This window comes from Hymenobacter tibetensis, from assembly GCF_022827545.1.
Lineage (GTDB): Bacteria > Bacteroidota > Bacteroidia > Cytophagales > Hymenobacteraceae > Hymenobacter > Hymenobacter tibetensis.
Window position 1 is genome coordinate 5,288,534 of sequence record NZ_CP094669.1, and the last position, 16,574, is coordinate 5,305,107.

The window sequence follows — 16,574 nt, forward strand, 5'->3', positions numbered from 1 at the left end:
ATGACACTACTTTTCACCCGGCACCTGACACGTGGGCTGCTACTCATCAGCGCACTTCTGGTGCAGCTTACTGCCCATGCACAATTGGAGCTGTTTTCAATCACCAAATCAGATAATTCAGTGATTCAAAAAGCGGGGTCTCTTCCACCAACCGTTAACGTATTCGATAATAGAGCACAACAGGAACGCAATTATAATATACAGTTAGTTGACACTACCCCTTCTCCTTCACCTCCTAAGTCAGAACTCCCTAAATTAAGTATAGAGGTTGCAAAGAAGGAATTACAGATTGACTCCGTTGCCAGTATCCGAGATAGAGCAAAAGATAATAAGCAGACTGAAGAACAGAACAAGCAAAATGAAGTAGTTCAAAGATTGATCAAGGAAAAGAATGAATTAGTCGCTTTCTACACCAAGAGGCAAGAAGAGGAAGCAGCATTCCGGCGTAGTCTAACACAAAATTCGGATGCCTTGAAGCGCCAGCTTCACGATATTTATGAAGAGCAACTTGGCAACCTGCGTATTAAAGCAAGAGAGAATAATAGTGCGTACAAGCTTCAATTAAATGCATATAGGACGTCACTACAAACTATAAAAAAGTATAAAGATGAGCAGAAGGCTGCCGACGACCTCGACAAGGAGGGAGCCATAGAATGGTATAAGGCGTACCGTGAATTTGATGAAGACGTACGGCTGTTAGGCGACCAGCTAGCTGAGGCTGATACGGCTTACACCATCTTTCAAAAATCTGCAAACGCCCTTGATATTTATAAAATAGGCCCCATCGATACATCAAGAGCCAACAGAATAGAGTACAACAGAATATCAATTAATCTTCAAACAGCCACTACTATTCTCTCTCAGAAGTTGGATACCGTGGGCAATAGATTACGTGCTTACAATCAGAAGATAGAGGTTTGGGAGAAGACGTTCGAAACTCAGCAAGCAACCAAAGCAGCCGCTGACGACAACATAATAGCCCAACCAGTATTAACGAGCATTACGGGAACTGGTGTGGTTATTCCGGCTGTAACCCTGATTGGCAGTCACCGGGGGGGAGATGTGAACAGTCCCAACATGTACTCCATTAGGCTCTTTACAGCCTTAGCCAGCACCGACAATACCAAGAACATCCCGAGTGAGCGGGGCTCAGAGAGGCTATTCATTCCCGAGGCCAGCACCTTTGGGTTCACCGCAAATGCCACATTCGCCATGAAGTACGCCGACCGGAAGGAACCCGTAATGGGTGTAACAATTGGAGCGGCTTACTTGGACAAGTTGATGACGCCAGACACGCTCACCAGTTTCAAAACCGGCGTGGCTACGCTTCGCGGGGGACTGGAGTGGTATCTGATTCCTGATGTGTTCATGCTCTATGGCGCGGTCAATAGCTTGTCGTTTCTGACCAGCCGCCAACAGTTAACCGACCATTTCACTACCACCCGTCCCAAAGACATTTACTTCTTTCCCGATGCCGGCGCACGGGCTATTCTTAAACTAAGCAAAGAAAAAGGCGTCACCTTTCTGTTTGACCTAGGCTTTGTGGTGAAAAATGAAGCTGTTCGAAAATTTGCTCCCAACAATGATTTCGTGATTACCACCATCCGGGCTACGTTGGCTAAGAACTTCGCGCTACGTTAGAGCTAATAAAATAGATTACCCCTACACACCTGCTGCAAAACTTGTACTACTCCGTCACCTTCCGTGCCCCTGATGGTCGAGTTGTTTTTATGTTCTTATTCTTTGTATGACTCGCAACTCGCACCACTCCAGATTCCAGCGCAGGTGCAAACATATGGTATTCAGCTGATGGGTGGTGGTACACTTATGTGCCTAGGCCGTGACCAGTAGCTTTGTCCACCTATGGGGTTGTCGCAGGCCCAGTCACACGTTTGAGCGGTGGCTACCAGAAAGGACCTGAGGGCAAAGTAGCGGCTACAACCAATATGGTACCCACCCAAACTCTTAATAAAACCTCCTGGCTCTTTGCGGCTTCCTGGAATTTGACGGGCACACGCAAGTAGTTAAGTAACAGAGCAGGGCACTGTACGACGAGAGGCCTGATACACTTCGTGCTACATCCTAAAGCCCCCTACTTGTCCGCTTACTGAATTCCTCACCTTTTTTTACATTTTTCTATGCGCCATTCCATCCGCGGCTACCACCTCTTCTACCAGCTGCAACAGCACAATGGGCACATTGATTTGTTTCTGGACAACCAGAATACACCACAACGGATTGGGTCATTACCGGCGGCCGAGTTTGCGGCTGTGGCAACGCTGCTAAACCAGAAAGAGCTTGTCTTCGACTCACAAGCAGCCATGCTCATATCATCCGCCCTGAACGAGCCACTGCCCCAGCAAAACGCACTACAGTAGCTACTGCATAGTGAGTGGCACAGCCAGTGCCACAACGAGAGCTGAGTGCCCTTACAACCATAGTCCCGGCCGCGCGTTGCGTTGCCGGGACTTATTTTACTTGGTAGCTTTCTATATTTCCCGCGGCCGCAAACAAATCCTCCCCATCACACGCTTTGCCGGCTTGCGTCCGGGCTTCGCTGCGCTTTCCAACTCTAACGGCACCACTGCCCCTTCGCTCGGCCCGGCCAGCGCCTCGCGCAAGGCGGTTTGCAGCAGCTGCCCAGATAGATTTCGCAGCTCTTTTCCACCTGATGGTTTTCCACCTGGTGCATCTTGTCTTTGAAGTGCTTGAAGTCGCCTTTACGGGTCTAGTCGAAAAAGGCGTTGCGGTCGGCCAGAAACAGAATGCGCTTCTTTACATCCGATTTTCACAGCCGGTGCATAATGTGAGAAGCCGTGAGCGTTTTGCCGGTGCCGGTGGCCATTACCAGCAGAATCTGGCTCTGGCCTTTAGCCACGGCCTCCACCGTGCGGTTGATAGCAATCTGCTGGTAGTAGCGCGGGCGGCGGCCACTACCGTCGAAGTAGTATTCCTGTTCGGCCACGCGGGTTGCCACCGGCGAGGTCAGGCCCTTGGCCAGCTTGTAGCATGCCCACAGCGCGGCCGGCGACGGAAAATCGGTAAGGGCCAGCTCGGTTTCCACGGCGCCATCGGCGCTGGCCGTGCGGTCATGAAACAGAAAACCGTCGTCGTTGGAGCTGACACAAACGGAATATCCAGAATGCGGGCGTAGTCGAGGGCCTGCATCATGCCGGCCCCCACCGCGTGCTGGTTGTCCTTGGTCTCAATGATGGCAATCGGGATATTGGGCTTGTAGTAGAGGATGTAGTCGGCCTGCTTACGGGTGCCGCGCGCCGTAGGCTTGCCCTTCACGTAGATTTTGCCATCGGTGAAGGAAACTCCCTCCAGATACTGACTAAAGCGGTTCCAGACGGCGCTTTCAATGGCTGGTGTAATGTACTTGGTGCGGATGCCGCGCTCGGATAAGGTTTGTTCGGATAGCATAAAGTAGCGACCAGGACACGAGTACCGAAGATACGGGCCAGGCAGTGGTAAGCAAGGCAGCCGGACGGCGATGGTATTTGCCAATCTGCGCGCCGGGGCCCTACCTTCCGCTGGCCGTTTGCAGGCTCCACCCTTACGCTGCTACTGATGCACGAAAAAATACTGCTGATTCTGGGGTTACTGTTTGCTATGCTGCTGCTCGTGATGCTGGGGCAGAAGCTACGCATCTCCTACCCTATTTTTCTGGTGCTGGGCGGCTTGGGGCTGAGCTTCCTGCCGGGGCTGCCGCACCTCACCGTCGACCCCGACCTGATTTTCCTGATTTTCCTACCCCCACTGCTCTACGAAGCCGCTTGGTACACCTCCTGGCACGACTTCTGGCGCTGGCGACGGCCGATTGGATTGCTGGCCTTTGGATTGGTATTTTTCACATCCACTATCGTGGCCTACGTATCCAAGTCGCTGATTCCGGGCTTTACACTGCCGCTGGGGTTTCTGCTGGGTGGCATCATCTCACCGCCTGATGCCGTAGCCGCTACTTCGGTGCTCAAAGGCATTAAGGTACCGAGCCGCATTACCGCCATTCTGGAAGGGGAAAGTCTCATTAACGATGCTAGCAGCTTGATTGTATTTCGGTTTGCGCTGGCGGCGGTAGTGTCGGGCACGTTTGCGTGGCAGCAAGCGGCTACTACATTTCTGCTGGTGAGCGGCATGGGGGTAGTGATGGGCCTGCTGGTAGCGCACGGCTTCTATTTGCTGCATCGCTACCTACCTACTACGCCCAGCATCAACACGGTACTTACGTTTCTGGCACCCTACGCCATGTATATGCTGGCCGAGGAGCTTCACTTCTCGGGGGTGCTGGCTGTGGTAAGCGGCGGGCTGCTGATGTCGTTTCACTCGCACCGCGTGTTTGATGCCAACACCCGCCTCCAGACCACCAATGTGTGGGCCAGCGTGGGCTTCGTGCTGAACGGACTGGTCTTCATTCTAATTGGTCTCCAGCTCCCGATGGCGGTGGAAGGTCTAGGCAGCTACTCGCTCCAGCAAGCCATTACATATGGCTTGATTATCAGCGTTATCATTATCCTGATTCGACTGCTGTGGATGTATCCGGCCGCTTTTGTGCCGCGCTGGTGGAGCTATACCATCCGGACTACCGAAGCTAGCCCCGGCTGGCAGGGGCCGTTGGTACTGGGCTGGGCAGGTATGCGGGGCGTGGTGTCGTTGGCGTCGGCGCTGTCGGTGCCACTGTTAGCCAACGGGCAAGCGTTTCCGCAACGCAACCTAATTCTGTTCATCACCTTTGTGGTTATCCTTGTGACGCTGGTATTTCAGGGTCTTACGCTGCCACTGCTCATCCGCTTCACTGGTATTTCTAACATCGACGAGCAGATGCCCGCTGAAGAGCAAGAAGCAGGCATCCGGCTCCGGCTCCGTCAGGCCGCCTTAGCTCACCTCGACCGGCAGTACTCCACCGACCTAGAGCAAAACGAGCTAATTAAAGCTTTGCAACAGCGCATGCAAGCCGAAGCCCAGCGCACCGGCAACCTGCTTGAAGCCCTCGACTACGACGAATCCAAGCGCCTAGCCCTGCAACGCTACCACCATGTCCTGCTCGATGTGCTCAAGGTCCAGCGCGAAGAACTGGCCGTACTCCGCCGCCAGGATGTGTTCGAGGACCATATGCTTCGTCATCAGGAAGCCCAACTCGACCTCGACGAAGCCAAAATCAGCCACATGCCGCATTAAGGAACGGGTTACGAAACAGCACTTTTCACACCATTCACTGCTAAGCACGTCTTCTCTCCCGAAAACCTTCTAGTCGTGGCCACCATTCTGGCCGCGCCGGCAGCCTAAGCTGCTGTCCCTCAAACTGAGTAAGACCGTGCGCCGCCCCGCCTAGTTCAACAATAGAATCGGCTATACGTACGCGGTAGTCGGCGTCAATGTGCAGCAAATGACGGTCAAATGCGCGGTGTAATGTAGGAGTAAGAGCCAACCCGTTGCCAATGGTATCGTCGTGGGTTACGGCCCAAGGCATAATGTGGCAAGCATCGAGTAGCGGCGCTACGGCACTCGTGCCAGTACTCAACAATTGCAGCCCAGAAATGGCGCACGTATATTCATATGCTTGCAAAACCTCTCGCTTGAATACAGCGCTACGCACGACGGTTTCTACTTCATCTTCGAGATTAAGGCGAGTTTGATAAAGTGCTGCGGGCTCCTCCAGCATCTGCCGCCCCAAGTCACGCAGAATATCGGGACCAGCAGTGGGTCGGTAGCGGAATCGAGTCTGAGGAAAATAACGATCTAGCAGCACCTCTCGAAACTGGTGGCGCGTCGCCGCATCCTGCATCAATTGCCATAAATCAGTATCTAAGGCCGCATATGCTACTGTCTGACGCAAATGCCCTAAACTACGTGGCGAACCTGAAGACGTCAGCACTAACTCCAAGCCAGGCTGTGCATGCAAATGCCAGAATCCTTCGGTTTTTAAATGGTAGAATGGCAGAGCAAAGTTATTGGCTTTGAACCGGCCTGACACACTCAAGTCACGACAATTACTTTGAAACGCCGCCAGCAATTCCGGCGTGATTACAATTCGGTTATCAAGGATGAGTCCTTCTTCAATGCCTTCCAATATGGCTAACAGTAACGCAGGCTTATAAGGAGCTTCTTCGCCATTAAGGCGACTGGTTTTAAGCTTGCGAAAACGAGTGAGATATAAGGAGGTTATCAAAGTTGAAAATAGAGTACGGGATAACGGACACTGGTTTTACCGTGAGAAGCTTTTCCTGTCCGATGACAGAAACGTTCTGGATAATTTTCATTACCAAACTCTGCCCATACTTTATAGGCTGCATAGCTAAGTGGCCTATCTGGATTAAAAGGGATGAGCACTCCCGTACGAATACAATATCCCTGTTCATCAGCAGTATGTACAGACATTGCACTTGTTAGCGGATTTGAATCGCGCAATGCTTTTGATGGCGAATAGGGCTGTGATTGATACCTTGCTTCTACCTCTTCCCTAGTAGGACGAACCTGATAAACCGTCTCCTCATACTTAATTTGCTTAGGAAATTCGATAATTCTATAAGATGGAAAATTCTGATTGTTGAGTAATTCACCTATGGCGTCGAATAGCACCATTGGCTCTAAATAATCTTTCCCACTGAAGGAGGCACCCGCTAGTTTTGCCATCAGACCAGTACGAAGCTTATAAACGGGCCGACGTACAAAAATGACATCATGTGAAGAAGCTACTTGCATAGCCTGTTCGAATGCTTGGCCATCAAGAGTTCTGCGGTCCAACAGCTTGTTGATTAGCTGAGTATTTTCAGTACATACCCCAAACTCTATGTTATTCTGAAATGAGTAGTCGTACAGATTAATTGAGGTGACTACTCCTTTAGATTCGTTACCGTAATACTTGCCGTGAAGCGTTGGCGCATAAACAAGTGTTACGTGTGAAAACTTAGCGAAGTACTCTAAGTCAATTCTACTAACACTGCGGGCAACATTACCTTCATTCTTTCCGAAGACCACTATTAATTCTAACTCCGGATTGTGAGCATGTCGGTCTAAAATTTCACGGAAATAGTCATCGAGCTTTATATAAGGCGAGACAAGCACTAGTTGTTGTTTAGCTTCGAATAGAATATCATATACCACGTCAGCTAATGCGCGGCCGGTAACAAATTTTGACATAATAAAAACAAGCCCTGAACATAAGCCAGGATATTGCAGATGGTTGTTAAACCTCAAAAATATAATACCGAGTGCAATCAATAAACCTTTAGAGCGCACTCGGTATTATATTTATACAAAATCAAGGATTACCCCAGCTTCTTGTAGCGCACGCGCTTGGGCTCAACGTCGCCGAGGCGCTTCTTCTTGGCTTCTTCGTAGTCCGAGAAGTTACCCTCGAACCACACCACTTCTGAGTTGCCTTCGAAGGCCAGAATGTGCGTGGCAAGACGGTCGAGGAACCACCGGTCGTGGCTGATAATAACGGCGCAACCGGCGAAGTTTTCTAGTGCATCTTCCAGGGCTCGGATAGCATTCACGTCCAGGTCGTTGGTAGGCTCATCGAGCAGCAATAGGTTGGCGCCTTGCTTGAGCGTAGTAGCCAGGTTGACGCGGTTTTTCTCGCCGCCCGAGAGCATGGCTACCTTCTTTTCCTGGTCGCCGCCGCGGAAGTTGAAGTTGCTCACAAAGGCGCGTGAGTTGACGGGCCGGCCGGCCAGTAGCATGGTTTCGGTACCGCCCGAAATGGTTTCGAACACCGACTTATTGGGGTCCAGGCTTTCGTGCTGCTGATCTACATAGGCCGACTGCACAGTGGGCCCAACCACGAAGCTACCGGCATCGGCCTCCATTTGACCGGTTATCAAGCGGAAGAGCGTGGTTTTGCCGGCTCCGTTTGGCCCGATGATGCCCACAATGCCGCCCTGCGGCAAATTGAAGCTTAGGTTCTCGAACAGCAGCTTGTCGCCAAATGCCTTAGTTAATCCTTCGGCTTCAATTACTTGGCCACCTAGGCGAGGGCCGTCCGGAATGAACAGCTCTAACTTCTGCTCTTTCTCCTTGGCGTCTTCGTTCACCATCTTGTCGTAGCCGGCAATGCGGGCCTTGCTCTTGGCCTGGCGGGCTTTCGGGGCCATGCGCACCCATTCCAGCTCGCGCTGCAAGGTTTTTTGGCGCTTGCTCTCGGTCTTCTCTTCCTGCGCCAAGCGGTTCGACTTCTGCTCCAGCCAGCTGCTGTAGTTGCCTTTCCAAGGAATACCTTCCCCACGGTCCAGCTCTAGAATCCAGCCGGCCACGTTGTCGAGGAAGTACCGGTCGTGGGTTACGGCAATGACGGTGCCTTTGTATTGCTGCAAGTGCTGTTCCAACCACAGCACGCTTTCAGCGTCGAGGTGGTTGGTGGGTTCGTCGAGTAGCAGTACGTCGGGCTCTTGCAGCAACAGGCGGCAGAGGGCCACGCGGCGTTTCTCACCACCGGAGAGGTTGCCGATAATGGCGTCGGCATCGGGGGTGCGCAGAGCGTCCATAGCGCGCTCCAGCTTGCTGTCGAGGTTCCAGGCGTCGAGCTGGTCGAGGCGCTCTTGCACGGTACCCTGGCGTTCGAGCAATTTGTCGAAGTCGGCGTCTTCGGCCCCGAAGGCTTCGTTGATTTCGTCGAACTCCTTAAGCAAGGCCACAGTTTCGGCCACGCCTTCCTGCACCACTTCCATCACGGCTTTGGTGGGGTCGAGTTGGGGCTCTTGCTCCAGGTAGCCCACCGAGTAGCCCGGCGAGAACACCACGTCGCCTTGGATCTGCTTATCAACGCCAGCAATGATTTTCAGCAAGCTGGATTTACCGGATCCGTTAAGACCCAGCACGCCAATTTTGGCGCCGTAGAAAAACGAGAGGTAGATGTTTTTAAGAACTTGTTTTTGGGGTGGGTAGACCTTGGTTACCCCCGCCATCGAGAAAATAATAGTGGGCTGGTCGCTCATGCGGACGTATTTTTAAGAATGTTGCAGAAGTTTGGGCTAGTGCCAAGACCTGCCTATTGGCTTATGCAGGAAAGAAGCTGATTGTAAGTATAAAAGACCAGTGAAGTCTTCTGATTTCTAAAAGTGTTATTTTTCAAGTGGTCAGCCCTACCCGCGAGGGCCGCTCAACCTTCCGAACCGCGCTTACGTTCGGCTGAACAAGCATTCTGCCATTGCCGGCATTGTCAAAGGTAGCCAGCAGCTGCTTGGTTTGCCACCTGTGCAGAATGCAGCATATATTGCAACAAGACGTAAACTTGCACATCTTTCCATTTTAGGGTACTACTCCACGCTCTTTCATCCTACCACCACCGATTCGCCTTCGCGTTATTTGAGTTTATGGAACAACAAGACCACCTGCTGGCAGAAGCCCGCCGCTACGGCTACATCGAGGGCGACGAAGTGTGGCTCAAACCATTTATGAATCTGCCGGCCCGCAAAGTGGGGCAAGTGAAAGAATCTGCGGATGCTTCCTTGCTGTATTTTGCCAACCGCTTCGAGCTATTCCGGGGCAAAGTAGAAGATTTGCTGCAGAAGATAGAGGAATCCGAAAACAAGGGTTCATTTCTGATGAAGGCCCTGCACCTAAAGGAGCAAGTAGCTTCCTACGATGCTCTCGGTGACTTCGAAAGCCTGCACACCCGCCTCACCGAGGCCGAGGAAGCCATTAAGGTGACCGTGGCCCGCAACCGTGAAAAGAATCTGGCCACCAAGATCAGCCTGATTCAGCAAGTGGAAGCCCTGCACAACGCCCTGGACTGGGCTACCGCTGGCGACGAACTGCAGGAGCTGCGGCAGGCCTGGATCAAGACAGGGCCCGTAGACAAGCAGCACACCGACGACCTGGAAAACCGGTTTCGGGTGGCTGCCGACGAGTTTTTCATGCGGCGCAAGGCCTTCCAGAACGAGAAGAAGGCCATGACCAACCGTGCGGCCGAGCAATTCAAGGCGCTTATCCGGCAGTCGGAAGGGTTGCAGGATTCCACCGACTTCGAAGGCACCACGGCCAAGCTCAAGAAGCTCCAGCAAGACTGGAAAGAAGTGGGTGGCTCCTTGCCCCGCAAACAAGCCAACGACCTATGGACCCAGTTCCGGGCCGCGCACAACCATTTCTTTGAGCGCCTGAAGGTGCATATAGAGAGCAAGCGCACTGAATCCAAGGACAGCTCCACCGACGACAACTTGGCACGCAAGCGTGCTTTGGTGGCCGAAGCAGTGGAACTACTCAACCGACCCATGTCGGAGGCAGTGGCGCGGGCCAAGGAACTGCAGGCAGCCTGGAAAAAGGTGGGCCCAGTACGCGGCCCCGAATCAGACAGAGTGTGGGAGCAGTTCATTCTGGCCTGCGACCGGGTATTCGAGCTTAGCGCCCTAGAGCACTTCATCCGCAAACGGCCTGAAAACGCCACGGCCAAGCCCGAAGAGCAAGTGAACATGCGGGTGCAAGCCTTGCGCGACTTCATCAAATACGACCAGCAGGAGCAACTCACGCTAGAAGAGAACCTCGGCAAGCTAAGTTCTGCGCCGGCCAATGATGCGTTCCGGCAGATGCTGCAAGGCAAAATCCGTGCTTTCGAGCGAAAAATCCGCACTAAAAACGATTTAATCGAAATGTTGCGCCAACGCTTGGTTGCGTAGCCCAACCTTCGCGCCTATCTTACGTTGCTGCCAACTACAACAAGCCGCTTTTGGTCACGTTGTCAGTTATAGTGCTCCGGCCGGATTTTTGATAGCCGGAATTACCTTTCTTTTGACCACCTTTTAAGTACCCCCCACACTTATGTACTGGACGCTGGAACTTGCTTCGTACCTGGAAGATGCTCCCTGGCCCGCCACCAAGGATGAACTCATTGACTACTCTATCCGCTCGGGTGCTCCCATGGAAGTAGTGGAAAACCTGCAGGCCTTGGAAGATGATGGCCAGCCTTACGAAAGCATCGAGGAAGTGTGGCCGGATTACCCGACCAAGGAGGACTTCATGTTCAACGAAGACGAGTATTAATTGCTGCGTGTTGTGTGTTGCGTGTTAATCGAAGAGCTTTCTTACCCAGTTAGTTGAACGACCAACAATCAACCGCCGACACTCAACTGTTACCAGCTTTACGCACCGAGAATTTGGTTGCGGGGTACGAACCACGTGTTCTGCTCCGCAACCTTTTTTTAGAGGTAGATACCCCGTCATTTGTCGCTATTGTGGGTCACAACGGCTGCGGCAAAACCACCCTGTTCCGGACCATAACCGGGCAGCTACCATACTCCGGCAACGTTTGGCTGAACGGACGCAATTTGCGTACCGTTCGTCGGCCAGCTACGGCGGGCTTGCTGGCGTACCTGCCGCAGCGCACCGTAGTAGGCTTTCCTATCCGGGTACGAGAGCTGGTGGTGATGGGCCGCTACCGCCAACACGGCTTGCTCAGCACGTACTCCACCGCCGATTACCAGTTGGCTGATGCGGCGCTGGCGGCAGTTACTGCCACCCACCTTGCCGACCAAGATTTCACACTGCTTTCTGGGGGAGAGCAGCAACTCGTATGGCTGGCCCAACTCAGCCTGCAGGATGCCCCTCTGTATCTCCTCGACGAGCCCACCCAGCAGCTCGATGTCTACTACCGCCGCCGCGTATTTGATTTGATGCAGGCGTGGGTGGTAGAACAACGAAAAACGGTGCTCTGCATCACCCACGACCTCGATAATTTACTGACGTTATCTGGCTATCTGCTTAATCTCTCCCATCCTCAGCCATACTTGGAACCCCTTACCCCCAGCAGTGTGCGCGCCGCGAAAGAATTTTTGGAAGCTTCTCCGCTTTAGAACAACACCACTCTTCCCGACTACGGTGGCAGACAGCAACTTCTCAGCTCTAAGCGCGCTGGCTACGCTATGCACTCTAGGCTATTCAAACAGTAGCGTTATACTGCTCGCCCGAAGCACAGTAGGAACAAATACCCTTTCTGCTTCGTGTATAGCACTATCGACCCCAAAGGTTGGCGAGGTGGAAGGCACTACTTCTGGCAGTGGACGCAACAGGAGTGGGTGTGTTGTGGTTGGGTAGTTAACGGCTTCACTTCTCTCACGGTAGCAGTGTTTTGAGCTGGATTCAGAAATTATTTTGCACGCCTTGCTGACGAGCTTCTACTAAATTTACAGAATCACGTACACCCGCCCAGAGTAGATAGCGCAGCAGTTTTTTCCGCATGATTCACATTATTTACATTAGCCGGGCAGTGCGCCCGCTCTCCGACCAAGACTTACAATTGCTGTTGGATCAATGCCGCCGCGACAACGGCCGACACGATGTGACAGGTGTTTTATTCTACAGTCACGGGAACATTGCACAGCTTATTGAGGGAGAAGCGGACGTACTGGAACCGCTGTTCGAGAAAATCTCCCGCGACGGACGCCATTCCAACGTTACGAAGCTGGTAGACAAGCCGATTAGCGTGCGAAGCTTCGCAGAATGGTCGATGGCCTTTCACCCCCTGGAACCAGCTGGCTTCGAAACCTTGCAAGGCTTTTTCTTGCCTAGTGGGATGCCTCCAGCCCTTACTTCGCTAACTATTGCCGATGCTACACTCGTAGATTTGGTGCGCATAGCCGTTTTCGGGCCCGACGCTACTGCCACCTCGGTACTCCCTCAAGAGTAATTACAGGTATTTTGCTTTTTTCCTCGTCCTTCACCCGGAGTATCAGCATAAGTATGCTTTTTCTATTTCCAAGTACTGCGTATGCGTGAGCAGCAACTGCGGGACATTCTCCAGCATATGCCAGCCGGCGTAGCAACCTTGCAGGGCCCAGAACTGCGCTATGGTTTCGTAAATGAAGCTATGCAAGCAGCTCTAGGAGGCTCTGCTACAGAAGGGCGCCCCGCTGCCGATCCTCCAGGATGCCTTCCCGACGACTTGCTGAACGTGATGCAGGAGGTATACCAACGGGGCCGACCTTACGTGGCCAAAGCCTATCGGCTGCCTTTTCCTGGCACGGAGAGTGAGCCACCACGCATGCGCTATTATGATATTGCCTTGGAGCCCGTCCGGGAAGGGGGCGGGCCGGTGAGTGGCCTGCTGCTGTTTGCCGTGGACGTGACGGAGCAAGAAGAGGTTCGCCAACGAACCCATGAGTTGGCCATTGAAACCCGGCGCCTAGATACCCGCTTGCGGGTGCTCACCGAAACAGTACCTCAAATCACTTTCAGCGTAGATTCCAGCGGCAACTACGAGTACGTAAGTCCGCAGTGGTACTACTTCACGGGCCAGCCGCCTACGGCCGACCTGAACGCCATGTGGCCGTTGCTGATTCACCCCGACGACCGGCTGCGGGTACTCTACCAGACCGATGCGGCCCGCACCGCTGGCAACGGCTGGAGCTACGAATACCGGTTGCGCCGACACGATGGCCAGTACCGGTGGGTATTGAGCCGTGCCCTCCCCGAGTTTCAAGCCCCCGACAAACCAGTGTTTTGGCACGGCGCCCTAACAGAGGTGCACGACCAACGCGAACTATCAGAGGCCCTGCGCCGTGGCGAAGCCGAGTTACGCTTCCTCGCCGACAGTATTCCGGAGCTAATTTGGACGGCTACTGCCGAGGGCTTTGTAGACTATTATAATCAGTACTCCGAGGAGTATTCCGGCTTAACCGGCAAAGACCTTGGGCCTACCGGCTGGATCAACTTGCTGGATCCGAGCGAGCAGGCTAACGCGGCGCGGCGGTGGGTGCACAGCATTGCGAGTGGCGAAGCATTTGAGGGGCTGTTTCGAATGCGCCGGCACGATGGGCGCTACCGGTGGCATATCATTCGGGCGCGGCAGCTCACCGACGCGCGGGGCCTGCGCTGGTTTGGCGCCTGCACCGACGTTGACGACCAGCACCGCTTACGCGAGGTGTTGCAAACCCAATACGACGAGCTAGCGCGCACCAACCGCGACCTGGACACCTTCGTGTACACAGCCTCTCACGACCTCAAGCAACCGTTGCTCAACTTGCGCGGCTTGTTTGATGAGCTACGCCGCAGCGCTTCCTTCGACGACCCGCAGGAAGCCCAAATCCTAACTATGGTGGATGATGCATTGCGTCAGCTCGACCTTACGCTGCAGGATTTGGCGGCCACCGTACAAGACCAACGTGGCCTCTCCGCTCCCGCCGAGCCTCTGGACCTACGAAGCGTAGCAGAAGAGGTGCTATTAGGCCTGCGGGCCCAAGTACAGGAGTCGAATGCCGTCATCGAGTTGAACTTCGAGCTAGCCCCTACCCTAACCTATGGCCGTGCCAACTTACGCTCGGTGTTGCACAACTTACTCAGCAACGCCATCAAGTTTGCCCATCCTGAGCGCCCCGCACACATAACGGTGAAGAGCCACTTGTCCGCCACGCAGCACCCCATGCTCACGGTACAGGATAATGGCATGGGCATGATATTGCCGGACGTACCAGCACCAGTGTTTCAGCCTTTTGCGCGGCAGCATCCCCAGATTGGAGGCGCGGGAGTAGGCATTTACTTGGTGCAGCGAATCATCACGAGCCGTGGTGGGCACCTAGAGGTAAACAGCACCGTGGGGGAAGGCACTGCGTTCAACATCTACTGGTTCGATGCCTAGGACATAGCATAGGCTGAGGTAGCTACGCTCGTGTCCCTGGCCGCCCGCGCAGCAGATGCGTGATAGAGCGCAAAAACGGACCGGGCGTCACGGAGTTCATCAACTGCAAGTTTTCCCAGTTGGACGTGCGTTCATCTAGGAAGTCAAAGATTCGCTCGGGCGTGTTGCGGGTAAATAACTCACTGAAAATGTCCCGGGTTCGTTCGCCTTGGCGCTGCATAATATCCAGCAGCAGCGTATCGAAAACATGGAACTGCCATTGGTCGCCGGTGGAGTCGGCGGGCGGGTGGCCAGTGGCAGCTAGGGCCTGCACCAGACGAGCAGAATGGGCTTGGATACGCTTGAAAGCATATCCAGTGCTTGGTTTCGCCCGGCCAGCACGAGTGCCCAAGTTGATGATATGTGTGCCGTCGGTGCTGGGTAGAGGGTGGTCCGTCATCGGAATGGCTCCTACTTCCTCGGCCACAATTCGGAAGTCAGCAACGCCCAAGCTACTCAGGTACTCGCGCATAGCGGCTTCGTATTCTGCTTTCGGCAGCACCTTGCCCGAGAAAAGCGTGTACTCCACCAACGCCCGGTTCTCGCTGAACGGCAACACGTATATGAACCGAGCTTCGTGCTGCTGCTCGCCCCGAAAATCCATGAACTCCACCGTTTCGGGGTTGAATACGGGAGTGGTGGTTTCCACTTCCCAACCCACAAAGTGCTGAAGCAGGTAACGGTACTTATCAGGGCGCTTTTGAAGTTGCGGAGGGCGGCTGTCGAAGGCGAACTTTGCTTGGAATGATTCCCCGTTGCCCGTTTGCGCCACAATCCCAGTAGCAGTGTTTTCCAACGTTTCTACTATGCCCTGTACGCGACGGAACTGAGGTGAGGCCGCTAAGGCCTGCTCCACAAACGTGTAGAAGTCCAGCCCCCGAATCATTTTATAGCGGTGCCGGGCTAGCGTGAACACCTGTTCTACCTGGGGGCTTCGGAAGGCAATTTTCCCCCATTCATGCGCCACAATCCCATCGAACAGAGTGGGTGTATCCGTCCAGAACGACCACGTTCGGTCGTTCTGATCCTTCACTTCCGGCTCAATAAGCAGCACTCGTTTGTCGGCGAGCTTTGGCTCTTGGCTGATGTGATATGCCAAGCTGAGCCCTGCTGCGCCGCCGCCCACTATAAGATAATCGTATCTGGAGTCTGCTGCCACACCGTTTTCCTACTTAGTAGAGGTAGTTGTTGCAAGTTAACTGATAGCCGCCACATCCATTTTTCGGCTAGGTAGGAGCCAAGGCAGATGTAGCCCCTGCCAAGTCGCGCACCGCGTCACGCACGTCGAAATCGAGCTGGGCGCTGAAATGCTGCCGCCCGGGCAGAATGCTTACCTGCGAATGGAGGCGTTCCACCCACAGACGTTCGTTGTCTTGGTAGCCTGATGTGTACGGGTCATCGTCGGAGAGCAGCACAATCATCTTGTCAGTTGGAATGAGGCTGCGAGCTGCCTCGAAATCGATGGGCGCATCCATCCAGTTCTGAATATCCTGCCAAGGGCTATCCACTGAAAACCAGCCTGCTACGCATAGCACGCCTCCTACCTGCTTGGCCGCCGGGTTGGCTTTGGATACATTAGCCAAGTAGTGCAAAATAGCCAAGCACCCAACGCTGTGCCCCACCAGAATAATATCTTGGTTGAGCTTTTCGGGCGGTAGCACCTGCTGCAAGTACTCCACTGCTTGCCCAATGATGGGCAGGTCCCAGGCGGGCATGGTCAGCGTATGAATGCGGTATTCGATTCCGTCTTCGGCGGCTACCGCCCGTAGCTGATTGCCTAGCCAGGGGTACCAATCATCGTGCGGAGCACCGGCCCAGCGGGGCACAATGAACACTTCTTTCACTTCGGCTTGGGTAGGAGTCGTTTGCATACTCAGGGAATTTCGAGGTGGGAGTTCTAAAATACTCGATTTTGTGGAAGCAGGTTATTGCAACAATGATTTACCTATCAGCACATTACTAAGCTGGC

Annotated in this window: 13 protein-coding genes and 1 pseudogene; 8 read left to right on the forward strand and 6 right to left on the reverse strand. The window is 53.7% G+C overall.

Annotation, left to right across the window (positions count from 1 at the left end):
* Complete coding sequence (locus MTX78_RS21325; RefSeq protein ID WP_243798158.1) at positions 1–1,641, forward strand: hypothetical protein; 1,641 nt, start codon at positions 1–3, stop codon at positions 1,639–1,641.
* A gap of 497 nt (positions 1,642–2,138) precedes the next feature.
* Positions 2,139–2,378 (forward strand): hypothetical protein, encoded by a 240-nt coding sequence (locus tag MTX78_RS21330; protein WP_243798160.1) that lies wholly within the window; start codon positions 2,139–2,141, stop codon positions 2,376–2,378.
* 263 nt (positions 2,379–2,641) lie between these two features.
* Here the strand turns inward: MTX78_RS21330 and MTX78_RS25500 are convergent.
* Positions 2,642–3,426, reverse strand: a pseudogene (locus MTX78_RS25500) (DEAD/DEAH box helicase family protein); the annotation flags it as partial.
* Positions 3,427–3,573: 147 nt separating this feature from the next.
* Here MTX78_RS25500 and MTX78_RS21345 point away from each other — a divergent pair.
* Positions 3,574–5,178 carry a Na+/H+ antiporter gene (locus MTX78_RS21345; protein WP_243798166.1) on the forward strand — a complete coding sequence of 535 codons (1,605 nt, stop codon included), beginning with the start codon at positions 3,574–3,576 and terminating at the stop codon, positions 5,176–5,178.
* Positions 5,179–5,218: 40 nt separating this feature from the next.
* Here the strand turns inward: MTX78_RS21345 and MTX78_RS21350 are convergent, their stop codons facing one another.
* From MTX78_RS21350 to ettA, 3 genes are read right to left on the reverse strand one after another with little or no spacing between them, the layout of a single operon-like run.
* Positions 5,219–6,169, reverse strand: coding sequence for an HNH endonuclease (locus tag MTX78_RS21350; protein ID WP_243798167.1), 951 nt, complete (start codon positions 6,167–6,169; stop codon positions 5,219–5,221).
* On the reverse strand, positions 6,166–7,239 hold the full coding sequence (locus MTX78_RS21355) for a phospholipase D-like domain-containing protein (protein ID WP_243798169.1): 1,074 nt from the start codon (positions 7,237–7,239) through the stop codon (positions 6,166–6,168). The genes MTX78_RS21350 and MTX78_RS21355 overlap by 4 nt, the downstream gene beginning before the upstream one ends.
* A gap of 29 nt (positions 7,240–7,268) precedes the next feature.
* The gene (gene ettA, locus MTX78_RS21360; protein WP_243798171.1) at positions 7,269–8,936 is read right to left on the reverse strand and encodes an energy-dependent translational throttle protein EttA; all 1,668 of its coding nucleotides are present in this window, start codon (positions 8,934–8,936) and stop codon (positions 7,269–7,271) included.
* 378 nt (positions 8,937–9,314) lie between these two features.
* Between ettA and MTX78_RS21365 the strand changes: the two genes are divergently transcribed.
* The 5 genes from MTX78_RS21365 to MTX78_RS21385 all read left to right on the forward strand — a co-directional run bounded on the left by MTX78_RS21365 (position 9,315) and on the right by MTX78_RS21385 (position 14,566).
* Positions 9,315–10,613 carry a DUF349 domain-containing protein gene (locus tag MTX78_RS21365; protein WP_243798173.1) on the forward strand — a complete coding sequence of 433 codons (1,299 nt, stop codon included), beginning with the start codon at positions 9,315–9,317 and terminating at the stop codon, positions 10,611–10,613.
* A 142-nt stretch (positions 10,614–10,755) separates the two neighbouring features.
* Complete coding sequence (locus MTX78_RS21370; protein ID WP_022821757.1) at positions 10,756–10,977, forward strand: DUF2795 domain-containing protein; 222 nt, start codon at positions 10,756–10,758, stop codon at positions 10,975–10,977.
* Between the two features lie 53 nt (positions 10,978–11,030).
* Positions 11,031–11,786, forward strand: coding sequence for an ABC transporter ATP-binding protein (locus tag MTX78_RS21375; protein WP_243798175.1), 756 nt, complete (start codon positions 11,031–11,033; stop codon positions 11,784–11,786).
* A gap of 383 nt (positions 11,787–12,169) precedes the next feature.
* Positions 12,170–12,619 carry a BLUF domain-containing protein gene (locus MTX78_RS21380; protein ID WP_243798176.1) on the forward strand — a complete coding sequence of 150 codons (450 nt, stop codon included), beginning with the start codon at positions 12,170–12,172 and terminating at the stop codon, positions 12,617–12,619.
* 81 nt (positions 12,620–12,700) lie between these two features.
* Entirely contained in the window at positions 12,701–14,566 is a 1,866-nt protein-coding gene (locus MTX78_RS21385) for a PAS domain-containing sensor histidine kinase (protein ID WP_243798178.1), read from the forward strand.
* 22 nt (positions 14,567–14,588) lie between these two features.
* Here the strand turns inward: MTX78_RS21385 and MTX78_RS21390 are convergent, their stop codons facing one another.
* Both MTX78_RS21390 and MTX78_RS21395 read right to left on the reverse strand, forming a co-directional pair.
* Positions 14,589–15,704, reverse strand: a complete 1,116-nt coding sequence (locus MTX78_RS21390) for a lycopene cyclase family protein (RefSeq protein ID WP_243798179.1) — start codon at positions 15,702–15,704, stop codon at positions 14,589–14,591.
* A 127-nt stretch (positions 15,705–15,831) separates the two neighbouring features.
* Positions 15,832–16,476: an RBBP9/YdeN family alpha/beta hydrolase gene (locus tag MTX78_RS21395; RefSeq protein ID WP_243798181.1), complete on the reverse strand. Its 645-nt coding sequence runs from the start codon at positions 16,474–16,476 to the stop codon at positions 15,832–15,834.
* Positions 16,477–16,574 lie beyond the last annotated feature (98 nt).

What these genes read in the sequence shown, in the direction of transcription:
- MTX78_RS21325 (WP_243798158.1), top strand. Translation starts at nt 1, where the DNA reads ATGACACTACTTTTCACCCGGCACCTGACACGTGGGCTGCTACTCATC.
- MTX78_RS21330 (WP_243798160.1), top strand. Translation starts at nt 2,139, where the DNA reads ATGCGCCATTCCATCCGCGGCTACCACCTCTTCTACCAGCTGCAACAG.
- MTX78_RS21345 (WP_243798166.1), top strand. Translation starts at nt 3,574, where the DNA reads ATGCACGAAAAAATACTGCTGATTCTGGGGTTACTGTTTGCTATGCTG.
- ettA (WP_243798171.1), bottom strand. Translation starts at nt 8,936, where the DNA reads ATGAGCGACCAGCCCACTATTATTTTCTCGATGGCGGGGGTAACCAAG.
- MTX78_RS21365 (WP_243798173.1), top strand. Translation starts at nt 9,315, where the DNA reads ATGGAACAACAAGACCACCTGCTGGCAGAAGCCCGCCGCTACGGCTAC.
- MTX78_RS21370 (WP_022821757.1), top strand. Translation starts at nt 10,756, where the DNA reads ATGTACTGGACGCTGGAACTTGCTTCGTACCTGGAAGATGCTCCCTGG.
- MTX78_RS21380 (WP_243798176.1), top strand. Translation starts at nt 12,170, where the DNA reads ATGATTCACATTATTTACATTAGCCGGGCAGTGCGCCCGCTCTCCGAC.
- MTX78_RS21385 (WP_243798178.1), top strand. Translation starts at nt 12,701, where the DNA reads ATGCGTGAGCAGCAACTGCGGGACATTCTCCAGCATATGCCAGCCGGC.
- MTX78_RS21395 (WP_243798181.1), bottom strand. Translation starts at nt 16,476, where the DNA reads ATGCAAACGACTCCTACCCAAGCCGAAGTGAAAGAAGTGTTCATTGTG.